We start from the raw sequence: 18,848 nt of genomic DNA, 5'->3' as shown, positions 1-18,848 counted from the left end.
CCGAACCGGCGGTCGGTCTTCTTCCCCCTTGTCCCCTTTATCTCCCTTGTCTCCGCCCACGAGGACTGATGACTTCCACAGACCCTGAAGGCCCACCGCCCGAAGGCCGAACAGCCCCCACAAGAACCCGCCGACGGCGTGCCGTGCGCCTGCGGACCCTGCTCATCTGGCTGGCGGCCGTGCCCACCGTGGCGATGGGCGCCCAAGTCTTCGTCACCGCCGACCGGCTGCTGGAGCAGTCCTCGCACCTGCGTGCCGATGTGGCGGACGGTCAGCGGATCGGCAGACCCCTGTACGACCTCATGGCCGAGCTGCAGGCCGAGCGCACCATGGCCGCCGCGCGGTGGGCCGGAGCGCCGGTGTCGCGGGCCGATCTGAGCCGTCGGCGCGCGGCCACCGACCGCGCCGTGGCGGCGTTCCGGCGGGCGGCCGACGCCGACGACGACCGGTCGACCGACCAGGTGGACCGCTACACCCGCGAGGTGCGGAAACAGCTCGACGACCTGGACGCCTACCGCGAGCGCACGGACGCCCGCAGCGGCACCGCGGACGGCACCACCGGCTACTACACGGGCGTCATCGGCCGGATCATCCGCACCTACCAGCAGTTCAGCAACATGGACGATGCGACGCTCACGCAGGAGAGCCGGCCGGTGGTCGCCCTGCTCGCCGCATCGGAGGTCCTCGCGCACGAGGACACGATCCTCGCGTCCGCCGGCCCGGCCGGAAAGCTGAGCAGCGGGAAGTTCGGCGAGCTCACCAACGCCGTGGGCGCCCACCGCTTCCTGTACGGCACATCGGTCGTTCCGTATCTGCCCGCGGACGGCCGGAAGGCCTACGCACGCATCGCCTCCTCGGACGCGTGGAAGACCAAGACCGGCATCGAGAACGCGGCCCTGTCCGACCACCGGGACATCCCGGGCGGCGTCGCCCTGCCGCACGCGGTGCGCGGCTGGCCGGCCGCGTACGAAAAGCTCGTCCCGGAGCTGGCCGCGCTCAACGGCGACCGGCTGCGCGCGGTGCTCGAGCACGCCGACGTCACGGCCGACGACCTCGATACCGAGGTCTTCTGGCTGGTCGCGGGAAGCGCCGCCGGCCTGGTGCTCGTCGGGGGCGTCGTCGTGTTCACCACCCGTACCGTGCTGCGCCGCCTGGCGCTGCTGCACGAACGCACGGTGACGGTCGCCGAGGAGACGCTGCCCGGCATCGTGGACCGGCTCCAGCGCGGACAGTCCGTCGACGCCGACATGCTGCCCCAGCCCCGGCACGAAAAGGACGAAGTCGGACGCATCAGCGACGCGTTCGCCCGCGTCGTCGCCGTCTCCGTCGACGGGCACCGGCAGCTGTCCGACGAGCGGCGCGGCTTCGGGATGTTCACCGCTGGTATTGCCTCCCGTACCGGAAACCTGGTCAGCCGCCAGCTCAGCCTGACCGAGGACCTCGAGGACACCTTCGGCCACGACGAGGCGCTGCTCGCCCAGCTGATGAAGTCCGATCAGCTGACGGTGGGTATGCGGCGTCAGATCGAGAACCTGCTGATCCTCTCCGGCGGCGAGATCCCCGACCCGCACAGCGAACCCATGCGCGTCGCGGACCTGCTGCGGGAGGCCGCCGCGGAGGTCGAGGACTTCCGGCGGATCGAACGGGTCGCCCTGGACGAGGTCAGCGTGGAGCCCCGGGTGATCAGCGCGATCAGCCACCTCCTCGCGGAGCTGCTGGACAATGCGACGCGGTTCTCCCCGCCGGCGTCGAAGGTCGCCATCCGGGCCGAACTCGTCACGGACGGACTGTCGGTGGAGATCGAGGACCGCGGCCCGCGCGTGGCGCCCGAGCGCTACGAGGAGATGAACGCCCGGCTGCACGCCGCCCCGCCGTACGCCGTCCTGGCCGAGAACGCCCACCGGCTCGGCCTCTTCGTGGTCGGCCACCTCGCCGACCAGCTCCAGGCCAGGGTCACCCTGCGCCGCTCGACCTTCGGCGGCACGGCCGCGATCGTGATCATCCCCGAGGAGCATCTCGTACCGGCCGAGAAGCACCCGGTGACGACCGAGAAGCACCCGGTACGCGCCGAGACGCCCGCGGCCGGACCGGCGCCGCGCACCCCCGCGCCGCAGCGCCCGGACGAGCGCAAGCCCGGCCTCGTCCTCCATGCCCGCTCCCACCCGCCCGCCGACCCCGTCCCCACCGCGGCCGGGCTGCCGCGCCGTCAGCCGGCCGAGCCGCGGGCGGCGGTCCGCACCGTGCCCCGGGACGGCTCCGCCCCGCCGCCGCTGCCGGAACGCGTACCGCAGACACATATCGCCGAGCAGCTCCGCGAACAGCGCGCCCCGGAACCGGTCCGCGCGGACACGGAGACGCCCGAAGAGGTGGCCGACGCCTGGTCGGATTACGAGCAGGGCACCGAGACCGTGGAAATTGAGCTCCGACAGGACCAGCCATGACGACGAACGACATGATCTACAGCATTCTGGACAACCACCTGAGCAGGATCGCCGGCATCGAAGGGGCCGTGCTGCTGTCCAACGACGGGATCAAGCTCAGCGCCTACCAGCTGGAACGGGACCAGGCGGAGCGGATAGCCGCGGCGTCCTCCGGCATCGCGGCCACCATGAAGGCGATATCCAGGGAGGTCGGCGGCGGCCGGGTGATCCGCCAGCTGGTGGAGATGGACGACCGCTATCTCTGCATCGTCGGCTGCGGGGAGGGCAGCACGCTCATCGTCGCGACCTCGCGCAAGGCACGGCTCGGAGAGCTGGGCGGCGAGGTGGTGCGGGCGTCGCAGGCGCTCGGTGAGTGGCTCGGCACCCCGGAGCGCACGCGGGCGCCGCAGTCGTCATGACGGCCGATCCGCAGCCCGGACGCCGGCGCCGAACGCGGTTGTACGCCCTCACCGACGGGCGGACAACCGCGCCCCGCACCGCCCTGACCATGGACACCTTGATCACAGCGACGGTGGCGGCGGATGCCGACGGCAGCCTCTCCACCGAATGGCAGGCCATTCTCGCCATGTGCCAGCCGCCCAACGGGCGGGCCGTCGCCGAGATCGCCGCCCGTATGCGGATGCGCCTCACCCCGATGACGGTCCTGCTCAGCGAGCTGGCGGACCGTGGTCTGATCCATCACCGGCCGCCCCTGGAAGCGGCCGAAACATCCAACGTCCACCTGCTCATGAAAATCAGGGACAACCTTGCCCGGATATGACCCCGGATACGACGCAGACGCGCAGGCCGAATCCCCCGTCAAGATCCTGATCGCCGGTGGATTCGGCGTCGGCAAGACGACCCTGGTCGAAGCGGTCTCCGAAATCGAGCCGCTGCGCACCGAGGAGCGGCTGACCGCCGCCGGTGTCGGCGTCGACGATCTCGACGGCATCGAGTCCAAGACGGCGACCACCGTCGCGATGGACTTCGGCCGTATCACCCTCACCGACGCCGGAGTGGTCCTCTACCTCTTCGGCACACCGGGCCAGGAGCGCTTCTGGTTCATGTGGGACGACCTGCTGGCCGGGGCGCTCGGCGCGATCGTCCTCGTCGATACGCGCCGGCTGGACCGCAGCTTCCCCGCCGTCGACTTCTTCGAGAACCGCGGGCTGCCGTTCGTCGTCGGCGCGAACTGCTTCGACGGCGAACAGCAGTACACCGCCGAGCAGATCAGGGCGGCCCTGCACCTGAAGGACCCGGGCACGCCCCTCCTCATGCTGGACGCCCGTTCCCGCGAGGACGTCCGCGGCGCCCTGCTCTCGCTGCTCGACCTGCTCATCGCCGGAGCGGAGAAAACCACCGCTTCGGTCTGACGCCCACGGGCCCCTCGCGCCGACGCGGACGTACGGCGGGGCGAGGGGATCCCCGGCGGTGGCCGGTAGAACGTTCCCGGTGACGGGGACGGATCCGGCATGACCATCCTCGTGGGAACCTCCGGCTGGCAGTACAAGGACTGGCGCGGCGTCCTCTACCCGCAGGACCGGCCGCAGCGGCTGTGGCTCGAGGAGTACGCGGAGCGGTTCGCCACCGTCGAGAGCAACGCCGCGTTCTACCGGCTGCCCGAGGAGAAGACCTTCGCCGACTGGCGGGACCGGACCCCGGCGGGCTTCGTGATGGCCGTCAAGGCCAGCCGCTATCTGACCCACATCAAGCGGCTGCGCGACCCGCAGGAGCCGGTCGGACGTCTGATGTCCCACGCCGCCGGCCTGGGCCCCCGCCTCGGCCCCGTCCTGCTCCAACTGCCACCCACACTCCACGCCGACGCCGGGCTGCTGGACGCCTGCCTCGGCTGCTTTCCCGCCGGTACGCGCGTGGCCGTCGAGCCCCGCCACGACTCGTGGTGGACCGCGGACATCCGTACGGTGCTGGAGCAGCGAGGCGCCGCACTGTGCTGGGCCGACCGCGCCTCCCGGCCGGTGACGCCCCTCTGGCGGACCACCGACTGGGGCTATCTGCGCTTCCACGAAGGCCGCGCGGAACCCTGGCCACGCTACGGACGGCAGGCCCTCACCACCTGGGTGCACCGGATCGCCGACACCTGGCCGGACCGGTCCGACGTCTTCACCTACTTCAACAACGACCCGGGCGGGGCGGCCGTCCTCGATGCCACGGCATTCGCCCGCGCGGTGGGGGCTTTGGGGCGTTCCGTGAGTCGGGTGCCGTCGGGATGCTGATCGAGGACATCGGGTCGGGCGCGACAGCCCCGGGCTTCCGACCGAGGTGCTGCAATCGGTGGTGTGGAACGCGCTGCACCCATGACGACGGCACCCATGGACGGATCAGCGTGGAGATCGCACCCGACCTCGGATGCACGGTGCAGGATGCGACGCCGATCGACACCTGGGAAGAGTTCACGGCACCCGAACAGCACGGAACCCGGGTCACCTTCGACCTGGACCCCTCGTACATCGGTCGGGGCGAGGCCGTCGCCTGGGCCCTGTGCCCCTGGGAAACCCTCCCGGAATACTGTGCCGTGCGGTCTTCGCCCACCGCATTCCCGATTCGTGATGTCCGTGCGGAGGCCGAGGGGGCGATTCCGCTCCCTGCCGCATAATTGACGGCCATGAGGGACACGAGGCCGTCGGAGCGGCCAGAGTCGACCGAGCACTACATCTTCAATGACAGCCTGACGGTTGTCCTGGAGCACGGATTCCAGTGGGGTTCCCTGCCCGACCTGAATCCGATCGAGCGGGAGCGCATGACCGCTCACCACGCGGTCCGGGCGCTGACAGAGCTCTGTGCGGGGCTCATCAGGCCGATGTCGTTCGGAGTGACCAGAAACTGGTTGGACGAATTCGACTGGCCGGCCGGTGGCTGTCCGCCGCGGTGGAACTGGTTTCTGAAGATGCCTCAGTCGCCGCCCGACGCCCGCTCAACTTACGTGGACCCCCAGGTCATGGAGGCCGTGACGCTGGACGAGCAGTCGATGCTCACCCTCGTCGACCGCGTACTCGACGACCCGTGCGAGGCGCCCGAAGGCGCGCGCCTGGCGTGGGAGGAGATGCGTGTGGACCACACCTGGGCCCGGCTGCCCGAGCCCGACCGGCACCTCACGAACAAGGAATTGCGCATCGATGACCACGACAACAAGGTGCGTCGCGTTCTGGTCCCCCTTGAACGTGCACACGGCCACATATGGGTGACAGTGCCGGAGCACATGGTGTGGTATCCGTTCCTGCTGCGCGTGGACAAATCCACCGGCACCGTTTGTCCCGATGGGCTCGAGTGCGACGAGATCATCAAAATGACGATTTCCGTCAACTGGTCCTTCTGGTGGCATCCCGGTGAGGGCCGGGCCATGCTCGACCGGGCGGTGGACCGCCTCATTCGGCAAGGGTGGTTCAAGACCCACCCTTGAGCAGCGGAGCGCCGATATCCAGATCCTCGTCGAGCTTGGTGGCAAGGGCAGGGGCAAGGCCGGGAACATGCCGGTCGGCCCACCGCTCGACGAGCGCAAGGAAACCGCTCAGTTCATCCTGCACGGTCCGGAGAATTCCCGTCAGGCAATCCGCCGGGATTTCGATGGGCGGCCCTTGGGGCGTCTCCGTCGAATCCGTCGAATCCCCGCCATCGGGCCACAACCTGACGACTCGGCCGACACACTCCATACGCGGTGACGGATCGTGGCCGAGCCAGGGAACGTCGCCGTCCACGAGGCCGAGCCATTCGCGCCAGTCCTCCAGACCACAACAGCACCCCGGAGCGACGGTAACGCCGCTACCGGTGTCCCGAACACGCAAGCCGCCCGGCGCGATGACGCATTCGGCCTCGACCAGGCGGCGAACGAGCGCGCTGCCGTCCACCACCGCGCCGTCACGGTCCGAAGAATCGGAGTTGTAATCGGCCAGCGTCGCCATCGCCACACCGACCTCCAGCGGCGAGAGCCGGCCGGAAAGGGCGAGGAGCCGGTGGGCGGGCACGTCGGCAACAGGCCACTGCACGAACTCAGCGGCATCGAAAGTCTCCAGTACGGCATCAACGATCAGCACCCGCACCCTCCCTACGCCCGCCCGGGGCCAGCGGTCCCCGCAGCCTAAAGGGTGCGTGACCAGGGTCGTTCACGGAGACGGAGGCGCCCGTAGGAGCCGCGCGGCGCAGGGTAGGGTCGAGGCCCATGGGGATATACGGGTGGGGCGCGGGGGCCGCTCGGACCGGGGCACAGGATCGGTGGCTGCCGACGGTGATCGAGCGTCAGTTGTACGAAGCCAAGGAGCGCGGGGACACCCAGGGCTATCTGCGGATCCTCGCGGAGAACGAGCTCCTCCTCGACATGGACCAAGAGCTCACGGACGAGGACCCGGACACGGTGCACCACGTGTACGCCGAGCGGCCGGGTGACCCGCCGGGCATCAGGACGCTGGAGGTCCGCACCCGGGGGGACATGGTGCCCCGCCGCTCCGACGTGGTCGTGGACCGCGTCGTGCTGAAGACCCTCGCGGAGTGGTTCGGCGACTCCGAGAAGGTCGTGATCGAGGTCAACCCGGGGTCGCCCAGCGGTATGCGCTTCCCGCACCCGGACCGCGTCGCATGGGCGCGCATCGGCAAGGAGGCCGTACCGCCGCCGGAACGCGGCGAGCTGCTGCTGACCGATGCCGCCGGCCCGCTCGACGGCCCGGTCGCGCACGCGCTCGCCTGCAGCGCGCCCCTCGCCCTGCGCAACCGAACCCCGTGGAACGGCGTCCGGGACGCGTACACCGACTATCTCGGCGACCTCAACATCCTTCGCAGGGACTGGGGGGTGACCTCACCCGCCGAAGCGGACGAGGCGATCGAGAGCCTCTACCGCACCCGCTACGTCCCGCACGAGGTGGAAGCCGCCCTCCTCGCGCGCAAGGCGATCGTCGATTTCGGCCTCGAGCCTGGGGAGGCCTTCGAACCGGGCCACATCTACCAGTGGTATCAAGCCACGGCCAAGCTGGCGCAGGACGCGGGCGTGGACGTCCGGCAGGCCCAGGAGGCCATCGCGCGGATCCGGCGTTACGAGGAACGCTTCCGCGCCGACGGTGTGCTGCCGCCGGACGGCATGGTGCACACCCTCGCCGCCTGGGACTTCTGCCGCGGTATCACGGTCATCCGGGTGTGCGTCGGCGCGCGCTTCTGCGATACGGACTTCCTGACCGAGACCGTGCCGGAGTTCGGTGCGCTGTGCCGTGAGGCCTATGGCTCCTGGGAGGACTACTCGGCGGCTTACAGCCTCGCCCGGGTGCTGTGGGGCGACGACGACGAGTTCGGCGAGGTCTACCGCACCACCGTGCGCTGGCACCAGCTGCTCACCCTCGACCCGGACAGTCCCTGGCGGAACATTCCGTTCGGCTGAGCCGGGACAGAGGGCGGGCGCGGGACGCGCCGGTCAGGCGGCCGAAGCAGCGATCTGGGTGTCCAGGGCGGCGCGGAACCAGTCGTGGGCGGCGCCGGGGGTCGGTGCCGACGGGCCGGTGAGTTCTGCGGTGAGCTGCCAGTAGCGGTCGATACGGGGGTCCGCGGCGAGCTGGCGGCTGAGCAGGCGGCGGAAGGCGGTGGTGTCGCGGGTGCCGCAGGAGCGGGCGTACGCGGAGACGAAGCAGTCGAGCGCCTCGCCCTCGCGGGGCGGCCGCTGGGCGCGCAGTTCCGGCGCGGCCAGGGCGAACGCCTCGGTGAGGCCGTCGTAGAGCACCGCCGGGCGGTAGCCGTCGTCGCGCCGGTGTGCCGCGGGCTGGCAGGGGTCGTTGCTGAAGCAGGGGCCGGAGACGAAGGCGTGCAGCCGGGCGAAGGCCAGAACCTGTGCCGGGGACGGTGCCGCGGGAGGCTGCGGGACCGCCTGTTCGAGGAATACGGAGACCACCCGGGCCGGGAGCCGCGGGGGCAGCCAGCAGCGCCAGAAGCGCACCAGCGAGGCCGTGCTGGGCGGGGCGGACACGGCGCCGATCAGGCGCAGCCGGCCGGCGCGTTCCTCGGGGGTGCAGTCCTGCAGCAGCTGGAGCGCGGCCTCCCGCCAGCGCAGGGCGGACAGCTGCGACCCGAGTTCCTGCAGCTGCCCCGCGATGACGTCCTCCAGCGTGTCCTCCTCGTCGAGGACCCGGCTCACGTCCGGGACCGGCAGGTCGAGGGTGCGCAGCGAGCGGATCATCCGGAGCCGGTCGAGCGCCTCGGGGCCGTACCGGCGGTGGCCGCCGGAACTGCGGGCGGCTTCGGGCAGCAGACCGCGGTCCGAGTAGAAGCGGACGGTCTTCACGGTGACGCCCGCATGTTCGGCGAGCTCCCCGATGCTCCACATGCTGTCAGTCGACACGACTTGAACCTCCCCCAGCAGGAGTTCTTACCGTACCGGCGAGCGCGGACGGCCTGAGTGGCAGGCCCACCGCGGACCCAGGCCTACGAGGAGGCATCCATGACGGTGTTCGTTCTGGTGTCCGGCGCCCACACCGGGGGCTGGATCTGGCGGGAAGTGGCCGCCCGGCTGGGCGAGTCGGGAGCCGGAGTGCATCCGGTCACCCTCACCGGCATGGGGGACCGCCGTCATCTGGCCGGTCCGGACACGGACCTGGAGACGCACATCCAGGACGTGGTGCGGCTGATCGACGGGCTGGACGCGCCGGAGGTGGTGCTGGTCGGTCACTGCTACGGCATCCACCCGGTGCTCGGCGCCGCCGGCCGGCGCCCGGAGCGGGTCGCCCGGATCGTCTACCTGGACGCGGGCATGCCCCAGGACGGCGACCCGGCCCTCAACCTGGTGCCCGGTCCGGCCGTAGGGGAGAGGCTGCTGCACCCGTCCGGGCAGGCCGACGACGACTGGCGGATCCCGCCACCGCCGCTCGGCGAATGGCACCGATGGGGCAGCACGGCCGGTGTCCCCACGGACGCGCTGGAGCGGCTGGACCGCCTTGCCGAACCCCAGCCGGTGGGCACCCTCACCCAGCCGCTCCGGCTGTCCGATGCGGTGGCGAAGCTGCCGACGACCGGTGTCCTGTGCGTGGCCAACGGGTCGAGCATCGCCATGGTCGAGGGCCTGGTGGGCCTGGGCGACCCCCGCTTCCAGGCGCTCCTCGATCCCCAGGTGACGTTCTTCGAACTCGCCACCGGACACTGGCCGATGCTGTCCGCTCCCGAGGAGCTGGCCGAGGTACTGCTGCGGGCGGCTGCGGGAGAAGGGCACCGACTGGCGGTGCGGGAGCGGCCCGGGCATCTGCGGCCCTTCCTCCTGGACGTACCGGAGCGGCCCCGCGAGCGGACGGGACGCGTCGATCTCCATCTGCCCGATGCCGAACACCCTTGTCCGGCGGTGGTCTTCGTCCACGGCGGCCCGGTTCCCGCCGGCGTACGGCCCACACCGCGGGACTGGCCGGGCTTCGTGGGCTACGGCCAGTACGTGGCGAGTCTCGGAGCGGTCGGCGTGACGGTGGACCACCGGCTGCACGATCTCGCCGACTACGGGCGTGCCGCCGAGGACATCGCCGCCGCGGTCGAGCTCGTACGCGCCGATCCGCGCGTCGACGGGGACCGCATCGCGCTGTGGTTCTTCTCCGCCGGCGGGCTGTTGGCGGCGGACTGGCTCGCGGCGCCCCCGCCGTGGTTGCGGTGCCTGGCGGCGACCTATCCGGTTCTCGCGCCGATGCCGAACTGGGGGCCCGCCGCTTCCGCCTTCCGCCCCGCGGCCGCGGTGCGTACCGCCGGGCGGTTGCCGATCGTGCTGACCCGGATGGGGCTGGAGCGCCCGGAGATCGCGGCGACGGTCGAGGAGTTCCTGACCGCCGCCGAGGATTCCCGGGCCGATGTCGAGGTGATCGACGTGCCGCAGGGCCACCACGGCTTCGAGACGACCGACCACTCCGAGGAGGCACGCCGGGCCGTGCGCCGCGCCGTGCGGTCCGTACTGGGGCACCTGCGGAGCTGAGGCGTTTCGACATTGGCCGATTTCCCGGTGGGAGCGGACTCGCCCATGCGGCTTGGGTGGACGGGTCCGCAAGGGGTGCTGGGTGAGGGGGCCGGGATGTACGACTACATCATCGTGGGTGCGGGGTCGGCCGGGTGCGTTCTGGCGGCCCGGCTCAGCGAGGACGCGGACCGCCGGGTGCTGCTCGTCGAGGCGGGGCCGGTGGACGACGCGCCGGAGATCCACGTACCGGCCGCCTTCGCCAAGCTGTTCCAGACGAAGTACGACTGGAGCTACCTCGGCGCCTGCGAACCGGGCCTGGACGGCCGGCGCCGGTACCTGCCGCGGGGCCGCATGCTCGGCGGATCGTCGTCGATGAACGCGATGATCTACATCCGCGGCAACCGGCGGGACTACGACGCCTGGGCCGCCGCCGGTGCCGAGGGATGGAGCTGGGACGACGTCCTCCCGTACTTTCTGCGCGCCGAGGACTTCCGGGGCCGTAAATCGCCCTGGCACGGCACCGGCGGGCCGCTGACGGTCAGCGAGGGCCGCTCCCGGCATCCGCTGGCGGATGCCTATGTGACGGCTGCCCAGGAGGCCGGACACCCCTTCACGGCCGACTTCAACGGTCCCGAACAGGACGGTGTCGGCCACTACCACCTCACCCAGCGCGACGGGATGCGGTGCAGTACGGCCGTCGCCTATCTGCGGCCGGCGCTGGCCCGGCCGAACCTCGACGTGCTCACCGGCGCCCAGTGCACCCGCATACTCTTCGACGGCGACCGCGCGAGGGGCGTCGAGCTGGACCGGGGCGGCGAACTGCTGCAACGGCACGCCGAACGGGAGGTGGTGCTGTCGGCGGGTGCGTACAACTCCCCGCATCTGCTGATGCTTTCCGGCATCGGCCCGGCCGGTGAACTGGCGGCCCACGGCATCGCCGCCCGGGTGGACCTCCCGGTGGGGGAGAACCTCCAGGACCACCCGCACGTCGGCCTGTCGTATCTGACCGACACCGAATCCCTGCTGACCGCCGGGACACCGGAGAACATGCGCCTGCTGGAGTCCGAGGGCCGCGGCCCGCTCACCTCCAACATCGGCGAGGCCGGCGGCTTCCACCGCACCCGCGACGGACTCGACGCCCCCGACATCCAGGTGCACGCCGCCCCGGTGATGTTCCACGACGAGGGCATCAGCCCGGTCACCGACCACGCCTTCATGTTCGGCGCGGCCCTGCTCACGCCCACCAGCCGCGGCAAGGTCTCCCTGCGGTCCCCGGTCCCCAGCGCCGCACCGCACATCCTGCACAACTACCTGACCACCGAGGACGACCGCGCCACGATGGTGCGGGCGCTCCGGATGCTGCTGGACATCGCCGACCGGCCCGGTCTGCGCAAGCACCGCAGGGCCGACTTCCGCGTCCCCGGCTCCCTCACCGACGCCGGCCTGCTGGACTTCGCCCGGCGCGAGCTGCACACCCTCTACCACCCGGCGGGCACCTGCGCCATCGGCCCGGTCGTCGACTCCCGGCTCCGCGTGCACGGGGTGAGCGGTCTGCGGGTGGTGGACGCCTCGGTGATGCCCACCGTGGTACGGGGCAATACGAACGCCCCCACCATCATGATCGCCGAGAAGGCGGCGGACCTGCTGCGCGGCCTCCCGGCACCGGCCTGAACCACCTGCCCCAGATCTTCAGATACGCGGCGCGGTAGCCGGGCGGATCCCATGTCGTCGCCCCGCGGCTGTTGACGGCGGTGGCGATGTGTACGGGGGCGACGTATCCGCTGGCGGGCCTGCCGTGGAAGGCGCGGTTGAATTCGTCGAGGATCTGCCAGCCCTGCTGGGCGAAGGGCTCGGGGACGGTGGCTGCCTGGAACTGTTTGCTGTTGATGCGCTGGAAGGCGGAGGGGTCGCCGTCGCCCGCGCCGATGTTGTAGGGCGCCCCGGCTCCTTTCTTGCGCGCTGCGCGCAGGGCCGGGGCGGCGTCCGCGAAATACACGTCGTTGATGGCGACGGAATGGGTCCAGGTGTCGCCGAAGCGGGAGAGCAGCGACGAGACCTCCTGCGGAGTCCGGCTGCTGGTGTCCGAGATCGGAATGTTCTCCTCCGCCAGGAGCCGCAGGCCGGGGCAGGTGGCGAGCTGTTTCTTGATGAGTTCGGACTTGGTTCTGGCGAACGGGATCGAGGCGTCGGTGAAGATGACGACTCCGGCGTTGCCGTGGGAGTGCGTGATGATCCAGTCCGCGCTGATCCTCGCGACGTCCTGGACCCTGGTGGTGATGTTGCTGAAGAGTTCGGGGTCCTTGCTCGGGCCGGGGGAGTCGACCGCATGCCAGCCGATGAGCGGGAGGTGTTCCGCGTTGGCCTTCGCGACCTGTTGCGACGTCAGCTTGGGGTCGAAGCCGCCGATGACGATGCCCGACGGCCGCAGCGCGATGGCCTGGCTGAATGCCGCCTGGATCCCGGCGGGCGTGCCCTGGCCGTCGATCACCCGGACCTTCCAGCCGATGGCTTTCGCGGCTTCCGCCACCCCCTTGGCGGCGCCCGCGACGCCGGGGTTGGTCATGGTCTGCGCCACGTAGACGATGCTCTTGCCGGAGGCTGCCCGGGGGCCGCTGGTGGGGCCGTTGACCGCGGGACGGTTCTGTTCGGCCTGCCGGACGGCCGTCTCGGCCCGGCCCAGGGCGGCGGGGCAGCCGGACTTCGCCGGCCCGGTCGAGGAGGGCCCGCCGCCGCTCGATGCGCCCCGCTCGCAGCCGGTGAGGACGGTGAGGGCGGTGAGGACGGCGATCGTCACGGCGAGGGGGACACGTCGGTGGTGGCCGGCGGTCATGAGGTGACCTCGGTCATGTCACGGCGGGTTCCGGGAGGTTCCGTCCGTCGGCGGCGCAGCTGACGGCGGGCGGCATAGCCGGCCATGCCGACGGCGATGAGCAGGGTGGCGCCGTTGAACAGCGGGGTGACCCAGAACTGGGCGCCGAGCTGACCGATGCCGGCGAGGCCGATGGCGAGGATGACGACGGCGATCAGGGTGCCCAGGGCGTTGGCGCGGCCGGGCTTGATCGCGGTGGAGCCGAGCAGCGCCCCGACGAACGCGGGCAGCAGGTAGTCCAGGCCGACGCTGGGGTTGCCGATCCGCTGCTGCGCGGCGAGCAGCACACCTGCGATGCCGACGATCAGACCCGATCCGGCGAAGGCGTAGATGACATAGCGCCGGGTCGGGATGCCCACCAGGGCGGCGGCGCGGGGGTTGGAGCCGATGACGTACAGGTACCGGCCGAGGGGCAGCCGTTCCAGGAACAGCCACAGCACGGCGGTGAGCGCGAGGACGTAGAAGGCGGGCACCGGCAGGCCGAGGAACCTGGAGTCGTACAGGTCGGTGAACGCGGGCGGCAGGCCCTGCGGGCCGGGGACGATCCGGGCGCCGTTGGTGATCCAGCCGGTGAGGGCGTACAGGATGCTGCCGGTGCCCAGCGTGGCGATGAACGAGTCGATCTTCGCGAATTCGACGACGACGCCGTTGAAGACGCCCACGACCGCCCCGCCGACGACCACCACGAGGCAGGCGAGCGGCCAGGGCCACGCGTCGACCGCGATGAGCTGCATCGTCATGACGTGCGCGAGGCCGAGTCCGTAGCCGATGGACAGGTCGAACTTGGCGGTGACGATGGGGATCATCGCGCCGAGCGCGAGGAGCGCGGGGATCGCCTGGTTGGACAGGACCGCGGAGATGTTGTCCAGGGTGGGGAAGGTGTCCGGCAGAGCGAGGGAGAACACCAGGAACAGCAGGGCGGCCAGGGCCAGGAGGCCGTAGGCGCCGATGAGGTGTCCGAGCCGGCGGCCCGGCGAACGGGGGCGGGGACCGGGCCTCATGGTCCCGTCGTCCCGGTGAGCGGGGCCATGGCCGAGGAGGCACGGGCGAGTTCGCTGACGGTGAGGGACTCGCCGGTCAGCTCCACCGTCACCGCTCCGCGGACGAATACCAGGGCCCGGTGGCACACGTGGGCGACCTCCTCGAAGTCGGTGGAGATGAGCAGCACGGCGGTGCCTTCGGCCAGGGCCTCCCGGAGCAGGCGGTAGACGGCCGTCTTGGCGCCGATGTCCACCCCGGCCGTCGGCTCTTCGAGGATCAGCAGGCGCCGGCTCATCCTGAGCCACCGGCCGATCATGATCTTCTGCTGGTTTCCCCCGGACAGGGTGGCGATCGGCGCCTCGCTGTCCTGGGGGTGCACCGCGAACCGCTCGATCAGCGCAGTGGCCTCGGCCCGCTCGCGCCGGGGGCCGGTCCAGTGGAACGCCGGCCGGCCGCCCGCCCGCGGGTTGGCCAGGAAGTTCTCCCGTACGGTCAGTTCGGCGGCGCAGCCCTCCTCCTGACGGTTGCTGGTGACGAAACCGACGCCGGATCCGACGGCGTCGGCGACCGTGCCCGGCCGGTACGGCCGCCCGTCGAGCAGGGCCCGTCCGCCGAGGACCGGCCGGGCACCGGCGAGGGCGCGGCCCAGCTCCATGTGTCCGGCGCCGGTGAGCCCCACCATGCCGAGGATTTCACCGGCGCGCAGTTCCAGGCTGACCGGTCCGGTGGCGTCGGTCTCCACGCCGTCCAGGCGCAGGACGGGCGGGCCGGCGGCGGGCGCGGGCCCGTAGCCGCCCGGTTCGTGGCCCACGATGTCGCGCACCAGCCGGGCGGGGCTGTGGTCGGCGAGCCGGCCCCGGCTGATGAGGCGGCCGTCGCGCAGGATGGCGAAGGCGTCGGCGACCCGGTACACCTCGTCGAGCCGGTGGGTGACGTAGACGATGGCGTGGCCCTGGTCGCGCAGGGTGTGCAGGACGTCGAAGAGCCGGGCGCAGTCCGCTGCCGGGAGGCTGGCGGTCGGCTCGTCGAGGACGATGAGTTCGGCTCGGGTGGACAGGGCGCGGGCGATGGCCACCAGGGACCGTTCGGCCCGGGGGAGGTCGGCGAGGACGGCACGCGGATCGAGGTGCGCGGCGATGATCTTCAGGGCCTCGGCGCATTGTTCCCGGGCCATCCGCCAGGACAGCAGTCCCGCACGGCGTGGATAGCCGGCGCCCAGGGCGATGTTCTCCGCGACCGTCATCCACTCCACCAGCCCCAGGTCCTGGTGGATGAAGGACATGGTGCGGGAGGCGGCTTCGGAGCCGAGCGGATGCCCGGCGACCGTCACCTCGCCCGCGTCCGCGGAGTGGACGCCCGCGAGCACCTTGATGAGGGTGGACTTTCCGGCACCGTTGGGACCGAGCAGGGCGAGGATGCTGCCGGAACGGATGTCGAGGTCGACCGCGTCCAGCGCGAGCGTGCCGCCGAACCGCTTGCCGAGACCGCGGATGCGCACGAGAGGCCCCGGGCCATGGCGCGGGGGAGGAGCGTGGTCGGGAGCGTCGTGCACAGACTTCTCCGGGGTTCGGCCTCTGCCACTTCCAGCATCTGCTATCGCGTTTCCGCATGGTACGGCCCTCTTTGACCGCTTTACCGGACGGACCGTCAGATGGCGGGAATGTCGTCGAAACAGCTCTCGAGGACGCCGGGCTTGCCTGCGGGTACCTCCAGAGCGCATTCGGCCCAGATGACCTTGCCGTCGCCGGTGTAGCGGGTGCCCCAGGCCTGGGTGAGCTGGGCGACGAGGAACAGGCCGCGGCCGCCCTCGTCGGTGGTGGTGGCATGGCGCAGATGCGGGGCGGTGCTGCTGTGGTCGGAGACCTCGCAGGTCAGCGTGCGGTCGTAGAGCAGGCGCACCTGGATGGGGCCGGTGCCGTAGCGGATGGCATTGGTGACCAGCTCGCTGAGCAGGAGTTCGGTGGCGAAGACGACTTCGTCCAGCCCCCATGCGGTCAGCTGGCGCGTCACGGCGGCGCGGATGCCGGAGACGAGAGCCGGGTCGGCGGGCAGGTCCCAGGTGGCGATCCGGTGGGAGTCCAGGGCGTGGGTGCGGGCGACGAGCAGGGCGATGTCATCGTCGGGGTGGTGGGGCACCACGGTGCGCAGAACCGCCTCGCAGGTGTCCTCGGGCGGGCGGCTCGGGTGCGCAAGGGCCCGGCGCAGCCGGTCGAGGGCCGTGTCGAAGTCGTGGTGGCGGTTTGCCAGGAGCCCGTCGGTGTAGAGGACCAGCTGGCTGCCTTCGGGAAGGTGGAATTCGGCGGTCTCGAAGGGGAGGCCGCCCAGGCCCAGCGGCGGTCCGGCGGGGAGGTCGGGGAAGGTGACGGTGCCGTCGGGCCCGACCAGCGCGGGCGGCGGGTGGCCGGCCCGGGCCATGACGCACTGCTGCGAGGTCGGGTCGTAGATGGCGTACAGGCAGGTGGCGCCGATGATGCCGGTGCTGCTCGCGGAGAGCTCCTCGGCGCCCTCGTCCCGGTCGAGGCGCCCGACGAGGTTGTCGAGGAAGGTGAGGACTTCGTCGGGGGCGAGGTCGAGCTCGGCGAAGTTACGGGCGGCGGTGCGCAGTCGGCCCATGGTGGCGGCGGCGTGCAGCCCGTGGCCGACGACATCCCCGACGACGAGGGCGACGCGGCTGCTGGAGAGGGGAATGACGTCGAACCAGTCTCCGCCGACCCCGGACTCGGCCGGCATATAGCGGTAGGCGACCTCGACGGCGTTCTGCTCGGGGAAGCTGTGCGGCAGCAGGCTGCGCTGCAGGGCTAGCACCATGGCGTGTTCGCGTGTGTAGCGGCGGGCGTTGTCGATGCAGATGGCGGCGCGGGTGGCGAGCTCCTGTGCCAGGGAGAGGTCGTCGTCCCCGAAGGGGGCGGGGTCCCGGGAGCGGTAGAAGCTCGCGATGCCCACGGCGATGCCACGGGCGAGGAGGGGAACGGCGATCAGCGAGTGGACGTTGTGGTCGAGGAGGCGCTGGGCGTGCGCGGGATCCTGGGCGATCCAGCCCGTGGCGCTCCTCAGATCGGGCTCGAGTACGGGCTGGCCGCCGGCCAGACAGCGGAGCTGCGGTGTGGTGGCGCGCAGGTCGACCGGTTCACCGGCGGGGTAGAAGGGGCAGTCGTCGCGGTATCCGTGGACCACCGTGCGGAAGAGGCCGATCCGGGGATCGGCCGGCTCCTCGCCGCGCAGCACTGCCTCGGGGAGGTCGATGGTGACGAAGTCGGCCAGGCGCGGAACGGCCATCTCGGCGAGTTCGCGGGCGGTGCGGCTCACGTCCAGGGTGGTGCCGATACGGGCGCTGGCCTCGGACAGCAGCTCCAGGCGGCGGCGGGCCGCCACGGCGTACTTGCCGACTCCCGGCTCGCCCACCATCACCAGCCCACTGGTCGTGCTCTCGCCAGGCTCGGCTCGTTCGGCCGGTTCGGTGCCTGTGGTGCCGCCGGGCGTACGGGGCCCGGCGGGCGTGCCGGGCTTGCGAGCCGTCATCGCCGGTCGGCCGGGTGCGCTGCCGGGAGCCTGCCCGGACGGCGGGACGGCCGGGGCGAGGGCCTGCAGCGCCAGGGGGGCGGGCGGCGCGGCGGCCTCGGCGGGAACGGTGAGCCGGAGATGCGCGGTGGGCAGGACCGCCTCGATGACGACGCCCTCCACCCCGGAGGGGCTGGTGACCGGCCGGCTCAGCAGGGTGACCCGCCGGCCGCCGGGCAGCGCCACCTCGACGGCGGCTCGCTGGGCCGCGGAGATCAGATCGGCGGCCCGCTCCTTCAGGATCATCTGATCGCGCCAGTCCAGTCCGCTCCGGGAAAGCTCCCCCAGCTGCCCGTCGCCCGTGGCGTCGTCGGCCGGCGCGTGGTGCCGGGCGTCGAGATACGCCTGCAGCAAGGCGCGCTCCCGCGTCGAACTCTGCTCCAGCAGCCGCCGTTCGATGGCACCGGCTGCCCTGCGGATCACGGTGTTGAGCGCCGCATCCGTATCGGAGAGCGGATAGCCGAAGCACAGCACGCCTTCGATACGCCCATTGAGCAGGTCCCGGACGGGAATTGCCGAACAGGCACTTGACTGCGAGCGCTCGGCGAAGTGCTCGGCGCCGTACACATTGATCAGCTGCCGTTCCGCGAGGGCCAGACCGATTCCGTTGGTCCCGCCGAACTGCTCGGCGAACACGAAACCGGGGACGCTCTGGATCGCGGCCAGATGCCTGACCAGCGAGGCTTCGCCGAAGCGCCGTTGCAGCACCGCCCCGCGGCCATCGGCGAGGGACACGTTCATGTTCCTGCCCGCGAACATGGACTGGAGCCGGTCCAGTACGGGCATGGCGGCGCGGACGAGCCGGCCGTCCAGATCGAGATCCTGGAGGAAGGGAAGCTCGCAGCCTTCCGGCGAGAGTCCCAGCTCCTGGGAACGCTGCCACGAACTCAGGATCGGGCTGCGCACCGTCCCCTCGACCGACCCACCGCGAAGAAACTGCTCACGGGCGCGTACGGGGCTGATGCCCACTCCTCCCATGAGCCCCATCCCGATCACTTCCCTCTTCGGTACGTGCTGCTATGGCCGCCGGACGTCGAAGCGGCTGTACCGTTTGATCCAATTGTAGAGCTTTGTACATATGACGGGCCTGGTGGCGAGCGGTGAGTGC

At 71.3% G+C, this 18,848-nt stretch carries 16 protein-coding genes; 10 read left to right on the top strand and 6 right to left on the bottom strand.

Annotated elements, in window-relative coordinates; genetic code table 11:
* Positions 1-143: 143 nt before the first annotated feature.
* From ADL29_RS39505 to ADL29_RS39475, 7 genes are all read left to right on the top strand, one after another.
* Positions 144-2,441 (top strand): sensor histidine kinase, encoded by a 2,298-nt coding sequence (locus tag ADL29_RS39505; protein WP_245689824.1) that lies wholly within the window; start codon positions 144-146, stop codon positions 2,439-2,441.
* On the top strand, positions 2,438-2,839 hold the full coding sequence (locus ADL29_RS39500; RefSeq protein ID WP_046929551.1) for a roadblock/LC7 domain-containing protein: 402 nt from the start codon (positions 2,438-2,440) through the stop codon (positions 2,837-2,839). The genes ADL29_RS39505 and ADL29_RS39500 overlap by 4 nt, the downstream gene beginning before the upstream one ends.
* The gene (locus ADL29_RS39495; RefSeq protein ID WP_046929552.1) at positions 2,836-3,201 is read left to right on the top strand and encodes a DUF742 domain-containing protein; all 366 of its coding nucleotides are present in this window, start codon (positions 2,836-2,838) and stop codon (positions 3,199-3,201) included. The genes ADL29_RS39500 and ADL29_RS39495 overlap by 4 nt, the downstream gene beginning before the upstream one ends.
* Complete coding sequence (locus ADL29_RS39490) at positions 3,188-3,793, top strand: GTP-binding protein (RefSeq protein WP_053928292.1); 606 nt, start codon at positions 3,188-3,190, stop codon at positions 3,791-3,793. Before ADL29_RS39495 ends, ADL29_RS39490 begins: the two co-directional genes overlap by 14 nt.
* 99 nt (positions 3,794-3,892) lie before the next feature.
* Positions 3,893-4,654: a DUF72 domain-containing protein gene (locus tag ADL29_RS39485; RefSeq protein WP_053928291.1), complete on the top strand. Its 762-nt coding sequence runs from the start codon at positions 3,893-3,895 to the stop codon at positions 4,652-4,654.
* A gap of 110 nt (positions 4,655-4,764) precedes the next feature.
* Entirely contained in the window at positions 4,765-5,034 is a 270-nt protein-coding gene (locus ADL29_RS39480; RefSeq protein WP_053928290.1) for a hypothetical protein, read from the top strand.
* Positions 5,035-5,043: 9 nt separating this feature from the next.
* On the top strand, positions 5,044-5,838 hold the full coding sequence (locus ADL29_RS39475) for a hypothetical protein (RefSeq protein WP_157878690.1): 795 nt from the start codon (positions 5,044-5,046) through the stop codon (positions 5,836-5,838).
* On the opposite strand, the gene ADL29_RS39470 is transcribed toward ADL29_RS39475, so the two are convergent.
* On the bottom strand, positions 5,822-6,469 hold the full coding sequence (locus tag ADL29_RS39470; RefSeq protein ID WP_053928288.1) for a hypothetical protein: 648 nt from the start codon (positions 6,467-6,469) through the stop codon (positions 5,822-5,824). The two genes, ADL29_RS39475 and ADL29_RS39470, sit on opposite strands and share 17 nt — an antisense overlap.
* A gap of 125 nt (positions 6,470-6,594) precedes the next feature.
* On the opposite strand from ADL29_RS39470, the gene ADL29_RS39465 reads away from it, so the two are divergent.
* Positions 6,595-7,797, top strand: coding sequence for a DUF1266 domain-containing protein (locus tag ADL29_RS39465; protein ID WP_078971621.1), 1,203 nt, complete (start codon positions 6,595-6,597; stop codon positions 7,795-7,797).
* 33 nt (positions 7,798-7,830) lie between these two features.
* On the opposite strand, the gene ADL29_RS39460 is transcribed toward ADL29_RS39465, so the two are convergent.
* Positions 7,831-8,748 (bottom strand): helix-turn-helix domain-containing protein, encoded by a 918-nt coding sequence (locus ADL29_RS39460; RefSeq protein ID WP_425424318.1) that lies wholly within the window; start codon positions 8,746-8,748, stop codon positions 7,831-7,833.
* A gap of 99 nt (positions 8,749-8,847) precedes the next feature.
* Here ADL29_RS39460 and ADL29_RS39455 point away from each other — a divergent pair, with 99 nt between their 5' ends.
* Both ADL29_RS39455 and ADL29_RS39450 read left to right on the top strand, forming a co-directional pair.
* Complete coding sequence (locus ADL29_RS39455; RefSeq protein WP_053928285.1) at positions 8,848-10,350, top strand: alpha/beta hydrolase; 1,503 nt, start codon at positions 8,848-8,850, stop codon at positions 10,348-10,350.
* 96 nt (positions 10,351-10,446) lie between these two features.
* The gene (locus tag ADL29_RS39450) at positions 10,447-12,003 is read left to right on the top strand and encodes a GMC family oxidoreductase (protein WP_053928284.1); all 1,557 of its coding nucleotides are present in this window, start codon (positions 10,447-10,449) and stop codon (positions 12,001-12,003) included.
* Here ADL29_RS39450 and ADL29_RS39445 read toward each other — a convergent pair.
* From ADL29_RS39445 to ADL29_RS39430, 4 genes are all read right to left on the bottom strand, one after another.
* Positions 11,948-13,162: a substrate-binding domain-containing protein gene (locus ADL29_RS39445; RefSeq protein WP_053928283.1), complete on the bottom strand. Its 1,215-nt coding sequence runs from the start codon at positions 13,160-13,162 to the stop codon at positions 11,948-11,950. The two genes, ADL29_RS39450 and ADL29_RS39445, sit on opposite strands and share 56 nt — an antisense overlap.
* On the bottom strand, positions 13,159-14,202 hold the full coding sequence (locus ADL29_RS39440) for an ABC transporter permease (protein ID WP_053928282.1): 1,044 nt from the start codon (positions 14,200-14,202) through the stop codon (positions 13,159-13,161). Before ADL29_RS39440 ends, ADL29_RS39445 begins: the two co-directional genes overlap by 4 nt.
* Positions 14,199-15,734 carry a sugar ABC transporter ATP-binding protein gene (locus ADL29_RS39435; protein WP_053928281.1) on the bottom strand — a complete coding sequence of 512 codons (1,536 nt, stop codon included), beginning with the start codon at positions 15,732-15,734 and terminating at the stop codon, positions 14,199-14,201. The genes ADL29_RS39440 and ADL29_RS39435 overlap by 4 nt, the downstream gene beginning before the upstream one ends.
* 95 nt (positions 15,735-15,829) lie before the next feature.
* Positions 15,830-18,727 carry a SpoIIE family protein phosphatase gene (locus ADL29_RS39430; RefSeq protein ID WP_053928280.1) on the bottom strand — a complete coding sequence of 966 codons (2,898 nt, stop codon included), beginning with the start codon at positions 18,725-18,727 and terminating at the stop codon, positions 15,830-15,832.
* Positions 18,728-18,848: the final 121 nt, after the last annotated feature.

It is taken from the genome of Streptomyces chattanoogensis (assembly GCF_001294335.1).
GTDB classification, from domain to species: Bacteria; Actinomycetota; Actinomycetes; order Streptomycetales; family Streptomycetaceae; genus Streptomyces; species Streptomyces chattanoogensis.
The sequence above is the reverse complement of the archived record's forward strand: the minus strand, read 5'-3'. Positions and strand labels throughout refer to the sequence as shown.

Bases quoted from the DNA above. Each gene is read 5' to 3' on its own strand.
- ADL29_RS39465 (WP_078971621.1), top strand. From the start codon at position 6,595: ATGGGGATATACGGGTGGGGCGCGGGGGCCGCTCGGACCGGGGCACAG.
- ADL29_RS39450 (WP_053928284.1), top strand. From the start codon at position 10,447: ATGTACGACTACATCATCGTGGGTGCGGGGTCGGCCGGGTGCGTTCTG.
- ADL29_RS39445 (WP_053928283.1), bottom strand. From the start codon at position 13,162: ATGACCGCCGGCCACCACCGACGTGTCCCCCTCGCCGTGACGATCGCC.
- ADL29_RS39485 (WP_053928291.1), top strand. From the start codon at position 3,893: ATGACCATCCTCGTGGGAACCTCCGGCTGGCAGTACAAGGACTGGCGC.
- ADL29_RS39495 (WP_046929552.1), top strand. From the start codon at position 2,836: ATGACGGCCGATCCGCAGCCCGGACGCCGGCGCCGAACGCGGTTGTAC.
- ADL29_RS39500 (WP_046929551.1), top strand. From the start codon at position 2,438: ATGACGACGAACGACATGATCTACAGCATTCTGGACAACCACCTGAGC.
- ADL29_RS39440 (WP_053928282.1), bottom strand. From the start codon at position 14,202: ATGAGGCCCGGTCCCCGCCCCCGTTCGCCGGGCCGCCGGCTCGGACAC.
- ADL29_RS39430 (WP_053928280.1), bottom strand. From the start codon at position 18,727: ATGGGGCTCATGGGAGGAGTGGGCATCAGCCCCGTACGCGCCCGTGAG.
- ADL29_RS39475 (WP_157878690.1), top strand. From the start codon at position 5,044: ATGAGGGACACGAGGCCGTCGGAGCGGCCAGAGTCGACCGAGCACTAC.
- ADL29_RS39455 (WP_053928285.1), top strand. From the start codon at position 8,848: ATGACGGTGTTCGTTCTGGTGTCCGGCGCCCACACCGGGGGCTGGATC.